The 19362-nt window shown below is 64.4% G+C and carries 22 protein-coding genes; 18 read left to right on the forward strand and 4 right to left on the reverse strand.

The features are described from left to right. Positions 1-30 precede the first annotated feature (30 nt). Positions 31-195, forward strand: coding sequence for a DUF3309 family protein (locus tag ACFSQT_RS36870; protein WP_379026940.1), 165 nt, complete (start codon positions 31-33; stop codon positions 193-195). Here ACFSQT_RS36870 and ACFSQT_RS36875 read toward each other — a convergent pair. Then, positions 192-539: a hypothetical protein gene (locus ACFSQT_RS36875; protein WP_379026941.1), complete on the reverse strand. Its 348-nt coding sequence runs from the start codon at positions 537-539 to the stop codon at positions 192-194. The genes ACFSQT_RS36870 and ACFSQT_RS36875 overlap by 4 nt on opposite strands. 107 nt (positions 540-646) lie before the next feature. On the opposite strand from ACFSQT_RS36875, the gene ACFSQT_RS36880 reads away from it, so the two are divergent. Continuing rightward, positions 647-814, forward strand: coding sequence for a pyridoxamine 5'-phosphate oxidase family protein (locus tag ACFSQT_RS36880; RefSeq protein ID WP_379026942.1), 168 nt, complete (start codon positions 647-649; stop codon positions 812-814). 319 nt (positions 815-1133) lie between these two features. Here ACFSQT_RS36880 and ACFSQT_RS36885 read toward each other — a convergent pair whose 3' ends face one another. Then, positions 1134-1328: a histidine kinase gene (locus ACFSQT_RS36885; RefSeq protein WP_379026943.1), complete on the reverse strand. Its 195-nt coding sequence runs from the start codon at positions 1326-1328 to the stop codon at positions 1134-1136. A 68-nt stretch (positions 1329-1396) separates the two neighbouring features. On the opposite strand from ACFSQT_RS36885, the gene ACFSQT_RS36890 reads away from it, so the two are divergent. The 13 genes from ACFSQT_RS36890 to ACFSQT_RS36950 all read left to right on the forward strand — a co-directional run bounded on the left by ACFSQT_RS36890 (position 1397) and on the right by ACFSQT_RS36950 (position 12944). Further along, a complete protein-coding gene (locus ACFSQT_RS36890; RefSeq protein ID WP_111543819.1) occupies positions 1397-1666 on the forward strand; it encodes a DUF982 domain-containing protein in 270 nt (89 codons plus the stop codon). Positions 1667-1887: 221 nt separating this feature from the next. After that, positions 1888-2613: a GntR family transcriptional regulator gene (locus ACFSQT_RS36895; protein ID WP_379026944.1), complete on the forward strand. Its 726-nt coding sequence runs from the start codon at positions 1888-1890 to the stop codon at positions 2611-2613. Positions 2614-2616: 3 nt separating this feature from the next. Then, the gene (locus ACFSQT_RS36900; protein WP_379026945.1) at positions 2617-3657 is read left to right on the forward strand and encodes an ADP-ribosylglycohydrolase family protein; all 1041 of its coding nucleotides are present in this window, start codon (positions 2617-2619) and stop codon (positions 3655-3657) included. After that, a complete protein-coding gene (locus ACFSQT_RS36905) occupies positions 3654-4640 on the forward strand; it encodes a PfkB family carbohydrate kinase (RefSeq protein ID WP_379026946.1) in 987 nt (328 codons plus the stop codon). The genes ACFSQT_RS36900 and ACFSQT_RS36905 overlap by 4 nt, the downstream gene beginning before the upstream one ends. Positions 4641-4681: 41 nt before the next feature. Further along, positions 4682-5743: an ABC transporter substrate-binding protein gene (locus tag ACFSQT_RS36910; RefSeq protein WP_379026947.1), complete on the forward strand. Its 1062-nt coding sequence runs from the start codon at positions 4682-4684 to the stop codon at positions 5741-5743. 66 nt (positions 5744-5809) lie between these two features. Next, on the forward strand, positions 5810-6673 hold the full coding sequence (locus ACFSQT_RS36915) for an ABC transporter permease (protein WP_379026948.1): 864 nt from the start codon (positions 5810-5812) through the stop codon (positions 6671-6673). Then, complete coding sequence (locus tag ACFSQT_RS36920; RefSeq protein WP_379026949.1) at positions 6673-7461, forward strand: ABC transporter permease; 789 nt, start codon at positions 6673-6675, stop codon at positions 7459-7461. The genes ACFSQT_RS36915 and ACFSQT_RS36920 overlap by 1 nt, the downstream gene beginning before the upstream one ends. Further along, positions 7461-8528: an ABC transporter ATP-binding protein gene (locus tag ACFSQT_RS36925; RefSeq protein ID WP_379026950.1), complete on the forward strand. Its 1068-nt coding sequence runs from the start codon at positions 7461-7463 to the stop codon at positions 8526-8528. The genes ACFSQT_RS36920 and ACFSQT_RS36925 overlap by 1 nt, the downstream gene beginning before the upstream one ends. Positions 8529-8718: 190 nt before the next feature. Further along, the gene (locus ACFSQT_RS36930) at positions 8719-9969 is read left to right on the forward strand and encodes an aconitase X (protein WP_379026951.1); all 1251 of its coding nucleotides are present in this window, start codon (positions 8719-8721) and stop codon (positions 9967-9969) included. Further along, the gene (locus tag ACFSQT_RS36935; protein WP_379026952.1) at positions 9966-10412 is read left to right on the forward strand and encodes an aconitase X swivel domain-containing protein; all 447 of its coding nucleotides are present in this window, start codon (positions 9966-9968) and stop codon (positions 10410-10412) included. The genes ACFSQT_RS36930 and ACFSQT_RS36935 overlap by 4 nt, the downstream gene beginning before the upstream one ends. Before the next feature lie 280 nt (positions 10413-10692). Next, entirely contained in the window at positions 10693-11784 is a 1092-nt protein-coding gene (locus ACFSQT_RS36940) for a fatty acid desaturase family protein (protein ID WP_379026953.1), read from the forward strand. Between the two features lie 11 nt (positions 11785-11795). After that, on the forward strand, positions 11796-12110 hold the full coding sequence (locus ACFSQT_RS36945; RefSeq protein ID WP_379026954.1) for a MocE family 2Fe-2S type ferredoxin: 315 nt from the start codon (positions 11796-11798) through the stop codon (positions 12108-12110). 33 nt (positions 12111-12143) lie between these two features. Continuing rightward, a complete protein-coding gene (locus tag ACFSQT_RS36950; RefSeq protein WP_379026955.1) occupies positions 12144-12944 on the forward strand; it encodes a 3-methyl-2-oxobutanoate hydroxymethyltransferase in 801 nt (266 codons plus the stop codon). Here the strand turns inward: ACFSQT_RS36950 and ACFSQT_RS36955 are convergent. After that, the gene (locus tag ACFSQT_RS36955; protein WP_379026956.1) at positions 12909-14426 is read right to left on the reverse strand and encodes an HAL/PAL/TAL family ammonia-lyase; all 1518 of its coding nucleotides are present in this window, start codon (positions 14424-14426) and stop codon (positions 12909-12911) included. The two genes, ACFSQT_RS36950 and ACFSQT_RS36955, sit on opposite strands and share 36 nt — an antisense overlap. Then, positions 14423-15424 (reverse strand): ornithine cyclodeaminase family protein, encoded by a 1002-nt coding sequence (locus ACFSQT_RS36960; RefSeq protein ID WP_379026957.1) that lies wholly within the window; start codon positions 15422-15424, stop codon positions 14423-14425. Before ACFSQT_RS36960 ends, ACFSQT_RS36955 begins: the two co-directional genes overlap by 4 nt. A 122-nt stretch (positions 15425-15546) precedes the next feature. On the opposite strand from ACFSQT_RS36960, the gene ACFSQT_RS36965 reads away from it, so the two are divergent. From ACFSQT_RS36965 to ACFSQT_RS36975, 3 genes are all read left to right on the forward strand, one after another. Then, positions 15547-16980 carry a DHA2 family efflux MFS transporter permease subunit gene (locus ACFSQT_RS36965; RefSeq protein ID WP_379026958.1) on the forward strand — a complete coding sequence of 478 codons (1434 nt, stop codon included), beginning with the start codon at positions 15547-15549 and terminating at the stop codon, positions 16978-16980. Between the two features lie 271 nt (positions 16981-17251). Next, a complete protein-coding gene (locus ACFSQT_RS36970; RefSeq protein WP_379026959.1) occupies positions 17252-18238 on the forward strand; it encodes an ABC transporter permease in 987 nt (328 codons plus the stop codon). Between the two features lie 58 nt (positions 18239-18296). Further along, on the forward strand, positions 18297-19322 hold the full coding sequence (locus ACFSQT_RS36975; protein ID WP_379026960.1) for a sugar ABC transporter substrate-binding protein: 1026 nt from the start codon (positions 18297-18299) through the stop codon (positions 19320-19322). The last annotated feature ends 40 nt before the right edge of the window (positions 19323-19362 follow it).

Here is a 19362-nt window from a genome sequence, read left to right on the forward strand (position 1 = left end):
GCGGAAGCGCGTACAAAGGAGCGGGAAGCCATGAGCCTGGGAACCATACTCATCATCATCCTTATCATTGCGCTGCTTGGAGGCTTCAGCGGCCTCGGCGGCGGGCCGTTCTACGGAACCGGCTACTATGGCGGCGGCGGGCTCGGGCTGGTGCTGCTCATCATCATTATACTTGTCTTGCTCGGACGCATTTAGCTATTGTCGGCGATCGCAATCTCGTGAACGCATCGATGCATGCCGCGCACCGGATTGTGATGTAAACAAACCGGCTTGTGATCCGGCATTTCGCGAAACTTTTGTATGGTGAGCGCGGTCCCCACCCCCTGTGGAAACAAGAGGAAAGGGTCCCACACCTTGTCCTCCTCCAAGGCCCGCTCCGGTTCGCCGTGGCCGGCTTTTGCTTGGCGGCGAAGGAATCGGCTCCCGTCGAGACGGGTGAGTCGCGGAAGGCTGCCAAATGCCCGTGACGCTGCGGACAACACGTTGCGAAATTCGCGATGATACACGTCCTGCGGCGGATGGTGGCGGCTCGCGGCCATATCGAGACCATCCAGGGAATCGGTGCGCTGATTGGGGTGGCGGAAGCAGGGCCATAAGGGTCATCCGCCGCGTCGATCGCGCTGCCTGAACAGAAAGAAGGATCGGGATGAACATCAAGGAGATGACGCGGCAGGACTGCGTCGCCCTGCTAAAGACGCAACGCATTGGCCGCCTGGCCTGTGTGCGTGACCTCAAACCCTATGTGGTGCCGATCCATTTTGCCTTCGGCGACAACGCCATTTTCAGTTTCTCCCTTCCCGGCAGGAAGGTCTAGTGGATGCAGGCCAACCCCCACGTCTGCCTTCCGGTCGATGATGTCGGTGGCCGCATGGCTGGAGGAGCGTCGTCGCGGATGGCCTCTTCGAAGAATTGCCCAAAGGGCCGAACCTGGATGATAGCACTGCCAGCGTCGAAAGGATGATTGCCCTGATCGATGGTGAGCGCAAGCCTGGTCGCTTCTTGCAAAGCACGCGAACTGGTGGGAACCGGCAGCCCTGAAGCCAGGCAAGGCCCCGACTGTTTCCGGCAACCATCTCTTCTATCAGATCAGGATCGAGGCGATATCGGGAAGGTAGGCATCGTGGTAGCGGTCATTACGCCGCCCGCGGCACCCGTGAGGTGAATGTCGCCCGGATCACCGACACGCTGGTGCCGTCAGCGTCGCTGATGACGTCTACCTTGGCCTCCAGCTGTTTGACCAGCGCCTCGACGATGGCTGTTCCAAGGCCGGTAGCCGGCACGTCGTTGGCGATTTTGCCGACGGGCCGCTGGAATCGGACATCTTGCACCTTCCCTAGGGAACCTATCACAATATAGGGAATTGGGTCGGCGCGTTGGATTTTCGGGAGGTGACGTGGTGCAAGACCAGCGTTTCGATGAGCCGGTCAGGATTGCGCTCGGCCGGTCGCGAAACTCGATCTTCAACGTGGAGCGGGTCGCTCAGGCTGCCGATATTCTGATGAACCGCTGGCCGGTTGCGACCGGGCAGAGGCACATGGCCGCCCGCAAGGTCTGCCTGGCCGTTCTTGAGGGAAAGAAAGAAGCCTCGGCGGCACGGGCGGCGTTCATCAGCGCCGCGATCGAGGCGGATATCCTCGTCGAACCCCGTGAAGTGTCGATGCCGTAGCCTGTCCGGCCAATATTGAATCAGGACTTGGCTCTATCCTCTTGATAGATAGCGGTCTTTCGGCGTTAAGGCGTCGGCTTTTCAGGGTTGTTTATTGCCCTGCCCATCGAGGCTTTGCAGGCATTTCTGCAACATTCGGCTTGCCTTCGGCATCCCGTTGACACGGTCTCCACGCCTGTATATTGAACAGGACTACACAGGTTCACTAGACAGGTACGCATATGAAGCGGCGCGCGGTTCAGCTGTCTCCCGGCACGGGCAAGCCCGAGCAGATCGCCACCGTTCTGGAGCACGAAATCCGCTCCGGCGTGCTTGGTTTCGGCGACCGCCTGCAAAGCGAGAACGAGCTTGTCCAGCGCTTTTCCGTCAGCCGCAACACGGTTCGCAAGGGCCTCGAGGAACTGTCCAGCCGCGGGCTGATCACCACCAAGGTCGGCATCGGCTCGTTCGTCACCTTCGACGGCAAGCCGGTCGACGATGCGGTCGGCTGGTCGCGGGCGTTGGCCAATGCCGGCGCCAATGCCGAGACGCGGACGCTGCGGCTGGAGGTGATCGAGGACGCCGACCTGGCCGCCTGGCTCGGCATTGAGAGCCCGCTTTTCATTGCCGTCGACCGGGTGCGCACCAATGCCAGCGATGGCCATGCGATTTCGATCGAGCGCAGCCGACTGCCGCTGTCGACGGAACTGGAGGACGTGCCGTTGCGGGGCCTGCGCGAGGGTTCGCTGCACCAGACGCTGCGCGGCGCTGGTCTCATTCCGGACCATGGCGAGGAATGGGTGGAGATCGAGATGCTCAATGCCGAGGATGCCGCCATCCTCGGCTGCCCGCAAGGCACGCCGTTCCTGCGTGGCCGCCGGTTGACACGGGCCGCCGATGACCGGCCGATCGAGTATGTCACCAGCCTGCTCAACCCTGCGCATTTCGCGCTGCATATGCGGTTCTAAGCGATGTCGGACGCAACCAGCAAGGCGATCGACCGCGCCATGGGCGCACTTGTCGGCGGAGCGATCGGCGATGCGCTGGGCATGCCGACGCAGCTTCTGTCGCCGGCCCGCATCGCCGAGCTCTATGGCCAAGTCGACGATTTCGTCGCCCCGGTGGCCGACCATCCGGTGTCGAAAGGACTTCTGGCAGGCACTATCACCGACGACACCGAACAGGCGCTGCTGCTGGGCCGCATCCTGGTGGAGTCCGGCGACCGCTTCGACCATGTGCGCTGGGTCAACGCGCTGCTCGACTGGGAGCGCGAGGTCAAGGCGCGCGGCAGCTACGATCTGCTGGGACCGTCGACCAAGCGCGCCATCGACGCCATCAACAATGGCGCGCCGGCGGAAGAGGCCGGGCGCGGCGGCGACACCAATGGCGCGGCCATGCGTATTGCCCCTGTCGGCATCATGATGCCGCTGGAGCCGGTCGACGCGCTGGTCGCCAAGGTGGCGGAGACCTGCCGGGCGACGCACAACACGTCGATCGCCATCGCCTCGGCCGCCGCGGTCGCTGCCGCCGTCAGCCGCGGCGTCGCCGGCGGCGGCTGGCGCGCCGCGTCCGACAGCGCCGTGGCGGCGGCGAGGCGAGGGGCGACGCTCGGCCACTGGGTGACCGGCGGCGACATCGCCGCGCGCATCGTCTGGGCGCAGGACATCGTGCGCGGCAAGGCAATGAAGGTTGCGATCCGGCTGATCACCGATCTGGTCGGCACCGGGGTCGCCAGCCAGGAATCGGTTCCGGCCGCCTTCGCGGTGCTGGAAGTCGCCGGCGGCGATCCATGGCAAGCGGCCGTCATCAGCGCAAATCTGGGCGGCGACACCGACACGATCGGCACCATCGCGGCCGGCATGGCCGGCGCCTGCACCGGCTTTTCCCGACTGCCGCAGCAGCACATAGCCAGGCTTGTCGGCATCGACATGTTGGAGGTGCGCACGCTTGCCGGCGACCTTGTGGCGGCGCGAGTGGCGAAAACCGGTTCCGGCAAGGACGCGGCGGCATGAGCGGGCGCCTCGTCCATATCGGCAGTGCCGTCGTCGACTATGTCTACCGTATCGATGCCTTGCCGGCGCCTGGCACGGAGAAGACCGCATCGAGCTTCGCCCGGGTCGCCGGCGGCGGCTTCAACATGATGGTCGCGGCCTCCCGCACCGGCATGCGGGTGGTGTTTGGCGGCCAGCTCGGCAGCGGACCGAACGGCGACTTTCTGCGCGCCGCCTTTGTCGCCGAGGGCATCGAGACACTGACGCCGCCATCGCCCTTGATGGACAGCGGCAATTGCGTCGCCATGATCTCGAGCGACGCCGAACGCACCTTCGTGTCGTGGCCAGGCGCGGAGAGCGTGCTCAGCCTCGACATGATGGCGCCCGTGGTGGTCGCGCCTGGCGACTGGGTGTTCGCTTCCGGCTACACGCTGAGCTATCCCGCGAGCCGCGACGCGCTCGCCGACTGGATCGAGGCGCTGCCGGTAGAGACGCCGTTTGTCTTCGATCCGACGCCGGTGATATCGGACATTCCGCGCCCCATCCTGTCGCGGGTGCTCGCCCGCACCACATGGCTGAGCTGCAACACGACGGAAGCGCCTGAAATTGCCGGTCCGGGCGATGTCGGCGCCGTCGCGGCGCGGCTGCTGGCGGATCACTGCCCGAAGGCTGATGGTGTGGTCATCCGCGCCGGCACCAATGGCTGCCACGTCCGGCTGGCCGATGGAACAGCGCAGACCATTGCCGGCTTCAAGGTCACCGCCATCGACACCAATGGCGCCGGCGACACCCATATCGGCGCCCACGTCAGCGCGTTGTCGCGCGGCACCCCGCCCTTCGAGGCAGCGCGTTACGCCAATGCTGCGGCGGCGATTTCGGTGACCCGCCATGGCGGCTCGTCGGCGCCGACCGATCACGAAATCCAGACATTCCTGAGCCAGGTCACCGACCGTCGAGCGCAGGCCGGACACGGAAGGCCAATGCATAACTGCCAGAAAGCCTGACAAGCCCGGGAAGCGGGCAAACCAACAGAGAGGAACCAACCATGCGCATGCCTGATTTGACTGCTCTGCTGACGGCGACCGCCGTCTTCACCTCCGCACTCACGTTCGCCGCCAAGGCCGACGACGTGCATGTGCTCAACTGGAAGGGCTACGGCACCGACGAGCCGTGGGCCGTCGAGGCTTTCGAAAAAGCCACCGGCAACAAGGTCATCAACGACTTCTTCAATTCCGAACAGGAAATGCTGACCAAGATCCGGACCAATCCCGGCCTCTACGATGTCGTCATGATCAATGCCGCCTTCAACGATCAGGCGATGGATGGGAAGCTGATCCAGCCGATCGATACGTCGAAGTTGCCGAATTACGCCGACATCAGCAAGGACAAGGCGGGATCGCCAATGCTCGTCCATGACGGCAAGGTCTATGGCGTGCCGTGGGTGTGGGGACTGACGGCGCTTGCCATCAACGACAAATCCTTCGACAAGCCGCCGACCAGCATCGCCGAGATGTGGGATGCCGCCCACAAGGGCCGCGTCGTCATTCGCGACGACGCCGTCGAGGCGGTGCAGTTCGGTGCCATCGCCACCGGCCAGAACATCAACGACATCAAGGATATGGACGCGGTCAAGGCGAAGCTCACCTCGCTGATGCCGCAGATCAAGACGTTCTGGAGCTCGGAGAACGACTGGAACCAGATGGTCGCCTCCAACCAGATCGACATCGGCACTTATTGGAGCGGCTCGGCCGATCGCGCCAAGACGCATTTCAAGCTGCCGGTCTCGCTGGTCGTGCCGCAGGAAGGCGCCGTCGCCTGGCTGGACGCCTTTTCCATTCCGGTCGGCGCCAAGAACGTCGCCGGCGCCGAGGCCTTCATCAACTACATGATCGATCCGAAATTCTACGTCGAATGGGTTACCAAGGTCGGCGCGCCGGTGTCTGCCAACACCAAGGCGGTGGAAGCGCTGCCCGAGGATGCGTTCAACCGCAAGGTGATGGGCGACCCCGAGGTGGCCAAACGCATCCAGTTCCAGGCGCCGATCACCGACGCGCAGCGCGAAGCCTACCTTGCGCTCTGGCAGCAGCTCAAGGTCGACGTGAAGTAAAGCTCGCGTCCGGGCCAGCCGGCGGTTCGCGCCGGCTGGTTTTTCTGATCCTGGGAGGAGGGCACCATGGCAGCTGCGACAGGGTCGCGAAGCGGGCTGAGATCGGCACTGCCGCTGCTGGCGCCTGCCTACCTCTGGCTGACGGTGGCGATCTTCCTACCGTTGTCGGCCATGGTCTTCTTCTCGTTCATGACCGAGCTGCCGCTGTCGGGCAAGCCGTGGGCGTTCACGCTCGGCAACTATGCCGCCTTCTTCTCGCAAAGCCTCTATCTGACGCTGCTGCTGGCCTCGCTGCGACTCGGCCTCGAAGTGACGCTGTGGTGCATCGTGATCGGCTATCCCGCCGCCTACGTGCTGGCCAAGGTGCTCAAGGGCCGCAGCCGCGAGGCGATCTTCCTGCTGGTCATCCTGCCGTTCTGGTCGAACGGGCTGGTGCGCATCTTTTCCTGGGCGATGGTGCTGCGCGAAGGCGGCATTCTCGACACGGCGCTCAACGCCGTGCTGCCGTTCAAGATCAACATCGACCTGATGTATTCCTATCCGGCTGTGATCATCGGGCTTGTGCACTCCTACGTGCCTTACATGGTGCTGACTTGCTATCTCACGCTGCAGGCGATCGATGACTCGCTGATCGAGGCCGGGCGTTCGCTTGGTGCCTCGCGGCTGCAGCTGCTGAAGCGGGTGATTATCCCGCTGTCCATGCCCGGATTGGTGGCGGGTGCCGCGCTGATCTTTGTGCCTGTCGTCGGCTCGTTTATGGAACCGCGCATCCTCGGTGGTCGCACCGGCACCTTTTACGGCACCGTCATCGAGGACCAGTTCGTGGCGGTGTTCAACTGGCCGCTAGGCGCTGCTCTCTCCTTCATCCTGCTGGCCGTCGTGCTGGTCATTCTGGCAATCGCTTCGCCGGTGCTGCGGAGGGCCGCCTGATGGCGACGACGCGCATCCTTGAATGGCTCGGCCGCCTCTATATCGCAGTGCTGCTCGCCTTCCTCTATCTGCCGATCATCATCATGGCGCTGATGTCGTTCAACGTCTCGCCCTTCTACCAATTGCCATTCGAATGGACGACGGAGTGGTATACGTCGCTGTGGCAGAACGACCAGCTGATCGCCGCCACCTGGAACAGCGTCGAGATCGCCGTCGTCACCACCGTCATCTGTACGGTGCTCGGCTCGGCGGCGTCGCTGGCGCTCTACCGCCACGAATTCCGCGGCAAGAAATTCCTGCAGGCGCTGCTGTTTCCGCCGATCGCCATTCCATGGCTGATCACCGGCACGGCGATGCTGATCTTCTTCTTCGGCGTCGGCATCGGCCGCGGTCTGCATGCCATCCTGCTCGGCCATGTCGCGCTGGCGCTGCCCTATGTCATCGTCGTCGTCTCTGCCCGGCTGCAGACCTTCGCGCCGGAGCTGGAAGAGGCGGCGCGCTCGCTCGGCGCCAACCAGTGGCAGGTGACAAGACGCGTCACGCTGCCGTGGATCATGCCCGGCGTCATTGCCGGCGGGCTGTTCGCCTTTGCCGTGTCGTTCGACCAGTTCGTGGTGTCCTATTTCCTGGCGACGCCGGGGCAGACGACGCTACCGGTCGAAATCTACGCGGCGATCCGCAAGGGCTTCACGCCCGAGATCAACGCGGTCTCGACGATCATCATTGTCCTGTCGATGGCGCTGATGCTGCTCACGGCGCGCTTCTTCAAATTCGGCGGAGAGAAATAATGGCCGGCGTGCAGGTATCGAACGTCTCCCGCAGTTTTGGCGCGCACAAGGCGCTGGACGATGTCTCCATCGATTTCGCCGATGGCGGCTTCTATGCGCTGCTTGGGCCTTCCGGCAGCGGCAAGACCACGTTGCTCAGACAGATCGCCGGCTTCGATTTTCCCGACTCGGGCCGCATTTCCATCGGCGGCGAGAGCGTGGAGCGGGTGCCGGTCGAGAAAAGGCGCATCGGCATGGTGTTCCAGAACTATGCGCTGTTTCCCAACATGAGCGTCGCCGACAATGTCGCCTTCGGCCTTTCGGTGCGTGGCGAAGCCAAGGCGGTGATCGCGGCCGAAGTGCAGCGCGCGCTCGACCTCGTGCAACTCGGCAAGCTCGGTGGCCGGCGGCCGCATCAATTGTCCGGCGGCCAGCGCCAGCGGGTGGCGCTGGCGCGGGCCATCGTCACCAAGCCGCGCGTGCTGCTGCTCGACGAGCCGCTCGGCGCACTCGACAAGGCACTGCGCGTCGACATGCAGATCGAGCTGAAGCGCATCCAGCGCGAGATCGGCATCACCACCATCTTCGTCACCCACGACCAGGAAGAAGCGCTGACGATGAGCGACCGCATCGGCATCTTGCGCGACGGCAGGCTGGTGCAGGAAGGGCCACCCGAGGAGATCTACGACCGGCCAATGAGCGAGTTCGCCGCCACCTTCCTCGGCGACGCCAACATCTTTCGCGGCGACACGACGGGTAACGGCATCCGCCTGGCGGACGGCACGGCGATTGCCGCGGGCGCGGGCGCCAGGCTTGCCGCCGGCGCCAAGGCGAGCTGCGCCGTACGACCCGAACGCATCCGCATCGCCACCGATGCCGGGGTTTCGGATGCCGCCAATGCGAATGTGCTGCGGGGGCAAGTGTCGAAACGCATCTTCGCGGGCAACAACAGCACGTACTTCGTCGACCGTGCCGGCCAAACGCTCAAGGTCATTGTGCAGAACACCGGCAACGAGCGGTTGGCGGAAGGGCAGGAGGTGGTGCTGCGCTGGTCGCCGGAGAGCACGGTGCTGATCGCGGCTGGCTAGGCGGCGCTATTGCCCGATGGGGAGGTTGGCGTTCCGTCCCACCCCCCTCTGCCCTGCCGGGCATCTCCCCCGCCAGGGGGGAGATCGGCGGTTTCAGCGCCGGTGCTCTTCCCGCACCGTTGGAAATTTGCGAAGGCAGGGCAGAGGGGGGTGCTGTCCCTCCATAAGGTCGAGTAAGGCTCGGAGCACGATGATGCTGGAATTGACAGCTCAGGACCGATCCATGCTCGATGGCGAGCAAGGCCCGTCCGCCGCCGCTGCGATGAAGATCCTGGTCGCGTTTTCCAATGCGGTCGGGGCGGGCAGCCTGCTCGATATTGCCGGCGCCCATATCGACGGCTGTCTCTACCACGGCAAGGCGGGGCTCGATTTCGTCGAGCGGCTGGTCGAGGGCGGCGGCCGCGCCCGGGTGCCGACGACACTCAATGTCGGCTCGTTCGATCTGATCCATCCCGGCATGGTGAAGATGCCGGCGGCGGAGGAAGTGCCGGCGCGGCGGCTGATGAAGGCGCATCTGGAGCTTGGCTGTCAGGCGACTTTCACCTGCGCCCCCTACCAGACGCGCTTCCGGCCAAACTTCGGCGAGCAGATCGCCTGGGGTGAATCCAACGCCATCGTCTTTGCCAATTCGGTGATCGGCGCGCGCACCAACCGCTATGGCGATTTCATCGATCTGTGCTGCGCCATGACCGGGCGCGCGCCGGCCTGGGGTCTGCACTTGAGCGAGAACCGACGGGGCCGGATTCTGTTCGAACTGGACATTCCCGACCCGGAACCGAGCGACAGCCTGTTCGTCGGCGTCGGGCTGATCATCGGGCAAGCGAGCGGCGACCGCATTCCGGTGATTACAAGCCTGCCGCAGCCGCGCGACGAGGACCAATTGAAGGCTCTGGGGGCCGCCGCCGCAACGACAGGCGCGGTGGCGTTGTTCCATGCGGTCGCCATCACCCCGGAGGCGAGAACGCTCGACGAGGCATTCCAGGGCCATGCGCCGGAGGAGACGATCCGCATCACCCGCGCCGACATTGGTCACGCGCTGGCCAAGCTGTCTGATGTGCCCGATGGCGCGCCGCTTTCGGCCGTATCGCTCGGCACTCCGCATTTCTCGCATGACGAATGGATGCGGCTGTTGCCGTTGCTGCGCGAGGTCGCGCCGGGCAGGCGCATTCCGATCTACGTCAACACCGGTCGCGCCACGCTGACGCGGCTGCAGGAAGAGCGTGCGCTGGCCGGCATGGAGGCGTTCGGCCTGATCCCGGTCACCGACACCTGCACCTATGTCACCTCGATCCTCGAGCGGCTCGACGGCGTGGTGATGACCAATTCCGGCAAATGGGCGCATTACGCGCCCGGCAATATCGGCGTGTCAGTCGCCTTTGCCGACATGAAGGATTGCATCCGCTCCGCCGCGGTCGGGTATGTTGTGCGGAGCGCGTCATGACGCAATCCGTGGAAATCTCTCAAAGAGCTGGTAGCTTCCAGCTGGCCGGCGAGGCTTCAGGGCGCGCTCTGGTGTTTTCGCAGCCGCTCAGCTTCTGGGGCGGCATCGACGCCGAGACCGGCGATATAACGGACCATTCGCATCCGGGCCTTGGCCAGAACGTCGCCGGCAAAATCCTGGTCATGCCGAGCGGGCGCGGCTCGTCATCCTCATCCTCGGTTCTGGCCGAAGCGATCCGCAGGGGCACGGCGCCGGCCGGCATTCTCTTGGAACGGCCGGACCCGATCCTGGCGGTGGGAGCCATTGTCGCCGAATTCCTCTACGAGATCCGCATGCCGCTGGTGGTGTGCGATATTGCCGGTATCGCGTCCGGTGACAGGCTTGCGATCGGCCTTGGTGCGGACGGCCGGGCGATCATCAGCATCGGGAGACTTCCGGACTGAGTGGATTGGAAGTGCGGCCCCATCTTCGCGTCGCCATTTCGACCGATGGCGCGGGCAAGCGGGTGGAGCGCAAACACCAACCCGCGCGTTGAAGGGCCACTCCGGGCAAATCTTCCTCCCGGAGGCCGCGTCTTGTTGGCGCGGCCTTGGTCATTTCGTGGTTCCGAGCGGCGTCTGTCGTCACGACTGGTGATGGGAAATGATGGCGCAGGCCTTGGCCGAGGCGCAGGCCATCGCGTTATATCCTGTCCGGCCTTTGAGGACCGCACGGGAGGCGACGATGGCGACGGTCAAGACGAAGCGCGACTACAGCCTGGTCGGCGAAAGCACGGGGACCGCGATCGAGACCGGGCTGGCCTCGGCCGAGTGGTATCACACCGAAGTGCCACGCAAAGCGATGAAGGAGCTGATGCAGCGTTCCGACGCGCCGGCGATCCGCGACACCATCATTTGGATCGCCGCCATCCTGGGCTCAGCTGCCGGCGGCATCTGGTTCTGGGGCACATGGTGGTGCGTGCCGTTCTTCTTCGTCTACGGCGTGCTCTACGGCTCCTCCAGCGACTCGCGCTGGCATGAGTGCGGCCACGGCACGGCCTTCCGTACGCGCTCGATCAACGATGCCGTCTACCAGATCGCCAGCTTCATGCTGATGCGCAATCCGGTGACCTGGCGCTGGAGCCACGCCCGCCACCACACCGACACCATCATCGTCGGCCGCGACGCCGAGATCGCGGTGATGCGTCCGCCGGACCTGTTGCGCGCCGCACTCGCCTTTACCGGCATCCTCGATTTCCGGTATTCGCTGCCGACGCTGGTGCGCAACGCGTTAGGCAGTCTTTCGACCGGCGAGAAGAGCTTCGTGCCCGAGATGGAGCAGCACAAGGCGGTCATCGCCGCGCGCTGGCATATCGCCATCTATCTGGCTGCGATCATGCAAGCGCTCTACCTCTGGTCGTTCCTGCCGCTGGTGCTGATCGGCCTGCCGCGCCTCTATGGCAGCTGGCACATGGTGCTGACCGGTCTGCTGCAGCATATCGGGCTGGCCGACAATGTCACCGACCACCGGCTGAACACCCGCACCGTCTACATGAATCCGATCAGCCGCTTCATCTACTGGAACATGAACTACCACGTCGAACATCATATGTTTCCGATGGTGCCCTATCACGCGCTGCCGAAGCTGCACGAACTGATCAAGCACGACCTGCCGAAGCCCAATCCGTCGATGTGGCATGCCTACCGCGAGGTCTGGCCGGTGCTGATCAAGCAGCTTCAGTACGAGGACTATTTCCTCAAGCGCGAATTGCCGCCGTCGGCGCGACCGTACCGCGACGAGTTCCATGCGCTGACCGTTCCGGTGGCAGCGGAATAGAGGAGAACCAGATGGCCGGCTGGGTTGAAGCGTGTGGCGTTGATGATGTCGAGGAAGAGGACGTCATCCGCTTCGACCATGGCGGACGCACCTTCGCCATCTATCGCAGCCCGGACGGCGAGTTCTTCGCCACCGACGGGTACTGCACGCATGAGAAGGCGCATCTGGCCGATGGGCTGGTGATGGACGACATCATCGAATGCCCCAAGCACAATGGCCGGTTCAACTACAAGACTGGCGCCGCCAAGGGCGCACCGGTATGCGTTAATCTCGCGACCTATCCGGTGAAGGTCGAGGCCGGCAAAGTGATGATCCAGATCGGCTGATCTGCCGCAGCATTTAACAGAGGGAACCTTTCGATGAGCCGAAAAAGACCGACCGTAGCGGACCTGCGCGCCATGAAGGGCAAGCGCCAGCTGACCATGCTGCGCGTGCTGACGATGGACGAGGCCGAGGCAGCCGAGCGGGCAGGGGTCGACATCGTCTCGGTGCCGCCCGAACTTGTGCTCAACCCGCAATACCGCGATGCGGCGCCCAGCCTGTTCACCATGCCGGGGGAAAATTTCTTCGAGATCGGCACGGCCGACGACTTCGTCCGCTGGGCCTTCCGGCTCTACAAGGCGAGCGCCGACGCGGTCTATTGCAGCGCCGGCTACGCCACCATCAAGCGGATGGCGGACGACGCCATCCCTGTCATCGGCCATGTTGGCCTCGTTCCATCGCGCGCCACCTGGACCGGCGGCTTCAAGGCGGTCGGCAAGACCGCCGACACCGCCATGGAGGTCTTCGCAGCGGTGAAGCAACTGGAGGCCGCCGGCGCTGTCGGCGCCGAGATCGAGGTGGTGCCGGTCGAGGTGGCGAAAGCGATCTCGGAGCGGACGTCGCTGATCATGCTGTCGATGGGCGCGGGCACCGGTTGCGACGCTCAATATCTGTTCGCCGACGACATCCTCGGCCAGAACCGCGGCCAAATGCCCCGCCACTCCAAGGTCTATCGCAACTTCGCCGCCGAATATGATCGCTTGCAGGCCGAACGTATCGCCGCGTTCTCCGAATATGTCGCCGACGTCAACAGCCTGGCCTATCCCGAGGACAGGCATGTCGTGCACATGGACCCGGCCGAGCTACGCCTGTTCCTGGACAAGGTCGGTCGGGCGTAAGGTCGCCTGCCAGGGCCCATTGGCGAGCGCGGCGCAAAGCGCTTCGGCGTCTATGCCGAGCGGCCGGTCCTCTTTCAGGGCAGGGACGAGCGCCCGTATCGCCGTGTGAATTGCGGCGGTGCGTGGTGCCAGGGCGAGCCCGTCGCGCAGGTCGATCGCTTGTGCCGCCGCCATCAGTTCGAAGGCGATCAGCCGCCGCCACAGCACGATCATTCCGGCGCATTTCGCAATCGCCAGTGGTGTCTGCGTGGCATGATCCTCGACGCCTTCCGAAACCGGAAGGGAGTCGAGCATCACCGGATTGGCCTTGTGGCGGATGGCTGCCAGGATCGATGTCGCCGTCTTCTGCAGCGGCACGAAACCGGCCGAGGCGCCGCCGACCGGCGACAGATATTTCGGCAGGCCGTTGCGGCCGGAGCCGGTGAGCTGGATGAAGCGGGCAGCGCTCGCGGCAGCGCATTGCGCGATCGCCAGGCTGAGCGTCTCGAAGGCGAGTGAGAGCCCCGCGGTGTGGAAATTGCCGGTCGACATCACCACGCCGTCGTCGCCGAGTACGAGCGGGTTGTCGGCGGCGGCGTTGAGTTCGATCTCGACGGCACGCTTTGCCTGGCCGATCGCCTCGATCAGCGCGCCGTGGATCGACGGCATGCAGCGGATCGACAACGGGTCCTGAATAGTGGTCGGCGCTGGCATCTCGTCGCGGGCGAGCAGATCGTGCAGGGCCTTGGCGGCTTCCTGCTGGCCGGCCGCCGGCCGCGCCATATGCAGGCGAGGGTCGAGGATGGTGCGGTTGGCGCCAAAACCTTCCATGGTCAGCGCGCCGGCCTGTTGCTGCTGGGCAAGGGCGGACAGCGTATCCGTCACCACAAGCGCGCCGCCGCCGGCGGAAACCGCCGAAGCGTTGATCAGCGACAGCCCATCCTTGGGCGCCAGGCTGATGGGGACGAGGCGGGCTATCATCAACGCCTTGGCGGCCGGCATGCGCCTGCCCTGGTACTCGGCTTCGCCTTCGCCGGTCAGCAGGCGGGCGAGCGCCGTCATCAGCACCAGGTCGCCGGCGCCGATCGAGCCGAGCGACGGCATCACCGGATGGACGCCGGCATTGAGCGCGTCGACCAAAGCGACGAACACGGCGGGCGAAAGGCCGGAGCCGCCGGCCGAAAGCATCGACGCGCGGGCGACCATGGTTGCCCGTACGGTTTCGACCAGGAGCGCTTCGCCGACCGCGCCGCTGCGTCCTTCCAGGAGCTGGCGCTGGAACGCGCTGGCGTCGCCCGCTACCGTGGTGCCGAGATTGGCGCCGAGCCCGGTGTTGAGGCCATAGATCTGCTGGCCGGACGCAGCGGCCTGGTCGAGCACTTTTCGCGCCTTCTCCAGCCTGCCGATGACATTGGGTCCGATTTCCACCTTGCGCGCTTCGCGGGCCACTGTGGCGACATCCGCGATGCCGACGCCGGCTCCGGTGAGGACGAGCGCGCTCATGCGAAGCGCAGCCTCTGGCCGATACCTTGCGCCTGCGCCTTGGCCAGCATCGCCTTGCCCAACGCGATGTCGGACAGCGACAGGCCACGATGCCAGAACAGGATCGTCTCGGTGTCGTTCTCGCGCCCGGCCTTGAGGCCGGCGACAATCTGGCCGAGCTCTGCATGCAGCGTCTTTTCGCTCAGCCGCCCGGTCTCGACATGGGCGCGCAGCGAGCCGAACTTGCCGCCCTTGCACTGGCCCCAATCGTCAACGACCATCTTCTGCATGATGTCGGTCAACGACAGTTCCACCGCGCTCATCGTGCCGTAGGGCACGACCAGTGCGCCGGGCTTGATCCATTCGGTCTTGAGCAAGGGCTGCGGCTCCGGCAGCCGCGAGGCCTCGACGACGATGTCGGCGCCCTCGACGCAGCTTTTCCAGTCGGCCACCGCCGCCACCGGCTTGCCGAGATCGGCGGAGAGTTTGGCGGCAAAGCCGTCGCGACTTTCCGGGCGGCGCGAATGGACGCGGATTTCGTCGAAGTCGAAAAGATGGTCGAGCAGGCGGACGTTCCAGTAGGCGGTGCCGCGCGCGCCGATATGGGCCAGCACTTTTGAGCCCTTGCGCGCCAGATGCATGGCGCCGATGGCGGTGACGGCACCCGTGCGCATGTCGGTGATGACGGTGGCGTCGAGGATGGCGCGCGGCGTGCCGGTGCGAGGATCGAACAGATTGAGGATGCCGAATTCCGAAGGCAGGCCGTGCAGGTAGTTGTCGACATAGTCGCCGACGATCTTGACGCCGGCCGCGTCGAGCGGCGCGACGTAGCCGCGCAAGACATTGAAATGGCCGTGGAAGGAAGGGTCTGGCTTGAGATGGACGCGCGGCTCGATCACGGTCTCGCCCTTGCCTTGCGCCACCAGACCAGCCTCGACGGCGGCAATGATTTCACCATTGGTCATGGCGAGGGCGTCGATGTCGAGCGCATTGAGGTAGTCGATATAGATGGGCTTCATCTTGATGCGTGCACTTTCCTCGGCCGCCCCGTTCATCCCATAGCAGGCCGCAATGCGACACGAAAGTTTGTTGCGCCGTCTCTGGACGCGGCCGGCCAAATGCTATTCAAACCGGTTCCGTCATGACTGCCATTCCCGACACTGAAACCTTGCCCGATACGGCCACCAATGCGCGGCGCGTGGCGCTGATCGTGGCCATCGCCTTCTTCATGCAGCTGCTGGATTCGACGATCATCTCGACCTCGCTGCCGCAGATGGGCTCTTCGTTCGGCGTGCCGGCAGTGGCGATGAGCATCGGCATCACCGTCTATATGCTGACCATGGCGGTGTTCGTGCCGCTGTCGGGCTGGCTCGCCGACCGGTTCGGCGCGCGCAACATCTTCCTGCTGGCGATCATCCTTTTCACGCTGGCCTCGCTCGCCTGCGGTTTCTCTGAAAACCTGACCCAATTCGTCGCCGCGCGTGTCGTGCAAGGGCTGGGCAGCGCGCTGATGACACCGGTCGGCCGCATTCTTGTCTTGCGCAATGCGTCGAAGTCCGAGCTGATCAACGCCACCGCGCTGATCACCTGGCCGGCGCTGTTCGCGCCGGTCGTCGGGCCTGTGCTCGGCGGCTTCATCACCACCTATCTGTCCTGGCATTGGAATTTCTTCATCAACATCCCGCTCGGCGTGATCGGTCTGGCACTGGTTGCCCGCTTCATTCCGGGCGACCGCGAGGCCGATCCCAAGCCGCTCGACTGGCCGGGGTTTTTCCTGACATCGGCGGGACTTGCTTGCCTGCTCTACGGCCTCGAGCGCATCGCGCATCCTGAGGACGGCTTGCTGCCGACGATGGCGCTGATTGCCGCCGGCATCGTCATCGGCTGGCTGGCGGTTCGGCATCTCAGGCGCGCACCGCATCCGCTGCTCGAGCTCTCGTCGTTCAAGGTGCTGACCTTCGCCATCTCGACGCTTGCCGCTGGCACTTTTTTCCGGGTGGCGATCAACGCCACGCCGTTCCTGTTGCCGTTGCTGTACCAGGTCGGCTTCGGTTTGAGCCCCGTCGACGCCGGCATGATGATCCTGGCCTATTTCCTCGGCAATCTCGGTATGAAGACGGTGACGACACCGACGCTGCGGCGCTTCGGCTTCCGCTCGGTGCTGGTCGTCAACGGCCTGATCGCCTCCGCATCGATCATGGCGTGTGCAACGATCTCGCCGCAGACGCCGCCAGCGCTGGTGATTGCATTGATGCTCATCGCCGGCCTGTCGCGCTCGATGCAGTTCACCGCCCTCAACACGCTGGCCTTCGCCGATATCGACGCGGCCCAGCGCTCCTCGGCGGCGACGCTGTCCAGCATGCTGCAGCAAGTGGCGATGCTGTTCGGCGTCGCGGTGGCGGCGGCGATCCTCAACCTGTCGCAGATCGCCAGGGACCGGCCGGCGCTCGACCTCGTCGATTTTCGAATCGCCTTCATGGCGATCGGCGCCGTCGGACTGGTGGCGGCGTTGCGTTTCCTCGTGCTGCCGCCGGGTGCGGGCGCCGAGGTTTCAGGCCACTCGACGGGGGATTGAAATCGGATTTTTCCGCTCGAAGCAGAGATTAATTCCACCTTCTCCTTTCGCCGTGGGGTGGGCCTTTCACCAGTGGCCGCGATGGCGCAACCAATTGCCAAAAAATCCAGACTTTTCCGGACATTGCGCCAGTTTTGGCAATCAATGCGTCCACCCGATGAATATCGCCACCGGCCGGGCTTCTGAACGCGGATTCATTTGACGAACCGGCGCTGAGCCGATTAGCTTTCTTCCCAGGGATGGCAGCGCTGCCATTGGGGCGTAAGCAGACATGAACGCGATTGGCTGGCCGAATTTCAGGAGCCTGAACCAGGAAGGCATCGTCTTTGCCATCGCGATCGTGCTGTTCGTTGCTGCTGCCATCGGCCTGCCGGGCTTCATCAGTCCGAACAATCTCGTCGCCATCGTGCGTTCTGTCTCGGTGCTCGGTATTTTGGCGCTCGGCATGGCCGTCGTCATCATCGGCCGGGGCATCGACCTTTCGGCGGTGGCGATCATGGCAATGTCTGTCGCCTGGTATCTGCAGCTTTTGAATTCGGGGACGCCCGACGGGTTGGCCTTCGCCTATGTGCTGGCCGGCGTGCTCGCCATCGGCCTGCTCAACGGCTTTCTCGTCGCCTATGCCGATGTGCCGGCGATCTTCGTGACGCTGGCGACCGGTTCCTTCGTCTTCGGCTATGTGCGCTCGCAATTGATCACGCAGGATGCCGTGCCGGTGCCGCAGGGCCACTGGGTCGAGTTGCTCGGCGGCCTGCGCTTCCTCGACATTCCCATCGAGGTGTTCGTCTTCGCGGGTCTCGCTTTCCTGGTTTTCCTGTTCCTGCGCTACACCAAATGGGGCCGCTACATCTATTTCGCCGGCGACAATCCGGTCGCGGCGCGCAACATCGGCATTCCGGTGCGGCCGATGCTGGTGCTGCGTTATGTGCTGTCTGCCTTGGTCGCGCTGATTGCCGGCCTGCTGACGGCGGCCAGCCTGCATTCGATCAACACCCGCGTCGTGAATTCGACGCTGCTCTACGACATTGTGCTGGTGGCGGTGATCGGCGGCATCGGCCTGTCCGGCGGGCGGGGCGGGGTGCGCAATGTGCTGGTCGGGGCGGCGCTGATCGGCATTCTCTTGAACGCCATGACCATCATCGACATTCCGCTGCTCTACCAGAACCTGATCAAGGCGGCGATCCTGCTAGCAGCGATCATCGTCGACGGCATCATCAATCCACGTGACGAACAGACCGCGCAACAGGGTGACATTTAGACCAGAAGCGGACGGTTGGGGCCATCCGCGAACACAACAGCAAAACAGAGGATGTGACATGAAACTGATCAAGACACTCATGGCTGCCGCGACGGCGCTTGCCGTTACCGGCTTCGTGGCGCCCAGCTTCGCCGCCGACGATCCGGGCCCGGCAGCTTATGCGCAAGCGCTCAAGGGCAAGCGCGTGATGCTGGTGCCGCTAGCGATGGGCTTCGACCTGGCGCAGGGCTGGGCGCATTATCTGAAGACCGAAGTCGAGGCCTGGGGCGGCGTGTTCGAGACGCGCGACCCGAACTGGGTGGTCGATGCCGGCGCACAGGCGATCACCGATGCCATCTCGTCGGACACAAGGCCTGACGTGCTGATCATCCACGCGCCGGACCTCAACTCCTATTCCAAGCTGATGAAGAAGGCGCAGGCCGCCGGCACCTATGTGCTCTTGGTCGACAATCCCGCCAACTTCCCGGCCGACGCCTTTGTCGGCAGCGACTGGGACCGGCTCGGCCAGCTCGAGGCCGAAGCGGCGATCAAGGGCTGTGGCGAAAACTCGTCGAAGAAGATCGGCCTGGTGCAGGGCGACCAGGCGAACTCCTCCAGCCTCTACCAGTACGCCGGCATCATGAAGGTGCTGGACAAGCATCCCGACTTCAAGGTGGTGGCCAAGCCCGACTCCAACTGGGATGCGACGACCTCGCGCAACGTGACGACGACGATGCTGCAACAGAATCCGGACATATGCTCGATCATCGATTTCTGGGATGGTGACGCCACCGGCGCTTCCGCCGCGATCCGCGATGCCAAGCTCGAGGGCAAGGTGTTCCTGGTCACCACCGGCGGTGGCGAGAAGACCGCCGATTGCGATAAGCTGCAGGACGGCACCTATGGCGCCGTTGTGATGACCGAGCTTGCCCGCCAATCGGGCGACATGAACGCCATCATCAAGTTCCTGCTGCAGAGCGGCCAGCCGGCCGGCACCTCGCACACCTACATCTACACGCTGGAGAAGGCGACGACCAAGGCTGACCTGAAGCCTGACAGCTGCTGGGACCTGAAGGCGCTGCAGGCCGAAGCGGCGGCGAAATAGACCGATCCTTGCCAACACCGATCAACGAGGTGGCCGGATT

The sequence above is a fragment of the Mesorhizobium calcicola genome (assembly GCF_042682105.1).
In the GTDB taxonomy this organism is placed as follows: Bacteria; Pseudomonadota; Alphaproteobacteria; order Rhizobiales; family Rhizobiaceae; genus Mesorhizobium; species Mesorhizobium calcicola.

Excerpts from the sequence above, each read along its gene's own strand:
- ACFSQT_RS36945 (WP_379026954.1), top strand. The coding sequence starts at position 11,796 with ATGGCCGGCTGGGTTGAAGCGTGTGGCGTTGATGATGTCGAGGAAGAG.
- ACFSQT_RS36930 (WP_379026951.1), top strand. The coding sequence starts at position 8,719 with ATGATGCTGGAATTGACAGCTCAGGACCGATCCATGCTCGATGGCGAG.
- ACFSQT_RS36875 (WP_379026941.1), bottom strand. The coding sequence starts at position 539 with ATGGCCGCGAGCCGCCACCATCCGCCGCAGGACGTGTATCATCGCGAA.
- ACFSQT_RS36870 (WP_379026940.1), top strand. The coding sequence starts at position 31 with ATGAGCCTGGGAACCATACTCATCATCATCCTTATCATTGCGCTGCTT.
- ACFSQT_RS36940 (WP_379026953.1), top strand. The coding sequence starts at position 10,693 with ATGGCGACGGTCAAGACGAAGCGCGACTACAGCCTGGTCGGCGAAAGC.
- ACFSQT_RS36950 (WP_379026955.1), top strand. The coding sequence starts at position 12,144 with ATGAGCCGAAAAAGACCGACCGTAGCGGACCTGCGCGCCATGAAGGGC.
- ACFSQT_RS36900 (WP_379026945.1), top strand. The coding sequence starts at position 2,617 with ATGTCGGACGCAACCAGCAAGGCGATCGACCGCGCCATGGGCGCACTT.
- ACFSQT_RS36970 (WP_379026959.1), top strand. The coding sequence starts at position 17,252 with ATGAACGCGATTGGCTGGCCGAATTTCAGGAGCCTGAACCAGGAAGGC.
- ACFSQT_RS36975 (WP_379026960.1), top strand. The coding sequence starts at position 18,297 with ATGAAACTGATCAAGACACTCATGGCTGCCGCGACGGCGCTTGCCGTT.
- ACFSQT_RS36935 (WP_379026952.1), top strand. The coding sequence starts at position 9,966 with ATGACGCAATCCGTGGAAATCTCTCAAAGAGCTGGTAGCTTCCAGCTG.
- ACFSQT_RS36965 (WP_379026958.1), top strand. The coding sequence starts at position 15,547 with ATGACTGCCATTCCCGACACTGAAACCTTGCCCGATACGGCCACCAAT.
- ACFSQT_RS36925 (WP_379026950.1), top strand. The coding sequence starts at position 7,461 with ATGGCCGGCGTGCAGGTATCGAACGTCTCCCGCAGTTTTGGCGCGCAC.
- ACFSQT_RS36955 (WP_379026956.1), bottom strand. The coding sequence starts at position 14,426 with ATGAGCGCGCTCGTCCTCACCGGAGCCGGCGTCGGCATCGCGGATGTC.
- ACFSQT_RS36905 (WP_379026946.1), top strand. The coding sequence starts at position 3,654 with ATGAGCGGGCGCCTCGTCCATATCGGCAGTGCCGTCGTCGACTATGTC.
- ACFSQT_RS36920 (WP_379026949.1), top strand. The coding sequence starts at position 6,673 with ATGGCGACGACGCGCATCCTTGAATGGCTCGGCCGCCTCTATATCGCA.
- ACFSQT_RS36895 (WP_379026944.1), top strand. The coding sequence starts at position 1,888 with ATGAAGCGGCGCGCGGTTCAGCTGTCTCCCGGCACGGGCAAGCCCGAG.
- ACFSQT_RS36960 (WP_379026957.1), bottom strand. The coding sequence starts at position 15,424 with ATGAAGCCCATCTATATCGACTACCTCAATGCGCTCGACATCGACGCC.
- ACFSQT_RS36880 (WP_379026942.1), top strand. The coding sequence starts at position 647 with ATGAACATCAAGGAGATGACGCGGCAGGACTGCGTCGCCCTGCTAAAG.
- ACFSQT_RS36915 (WP_379026948.1), top strand. The coding sequence starts at position 5,810 with ATGGCAGCTGCGACAGGGTCGCGAAGCGGGCTGAGATCGGCACTGCCG.
- ACFSQT_RS36910 (WP_379026947.1), top strand. The coding sequence starts at position 4,682 with ATGCGCATGCCTGATTTGACTGCTCTGCTGACGGCGACCGCCGTCTTC.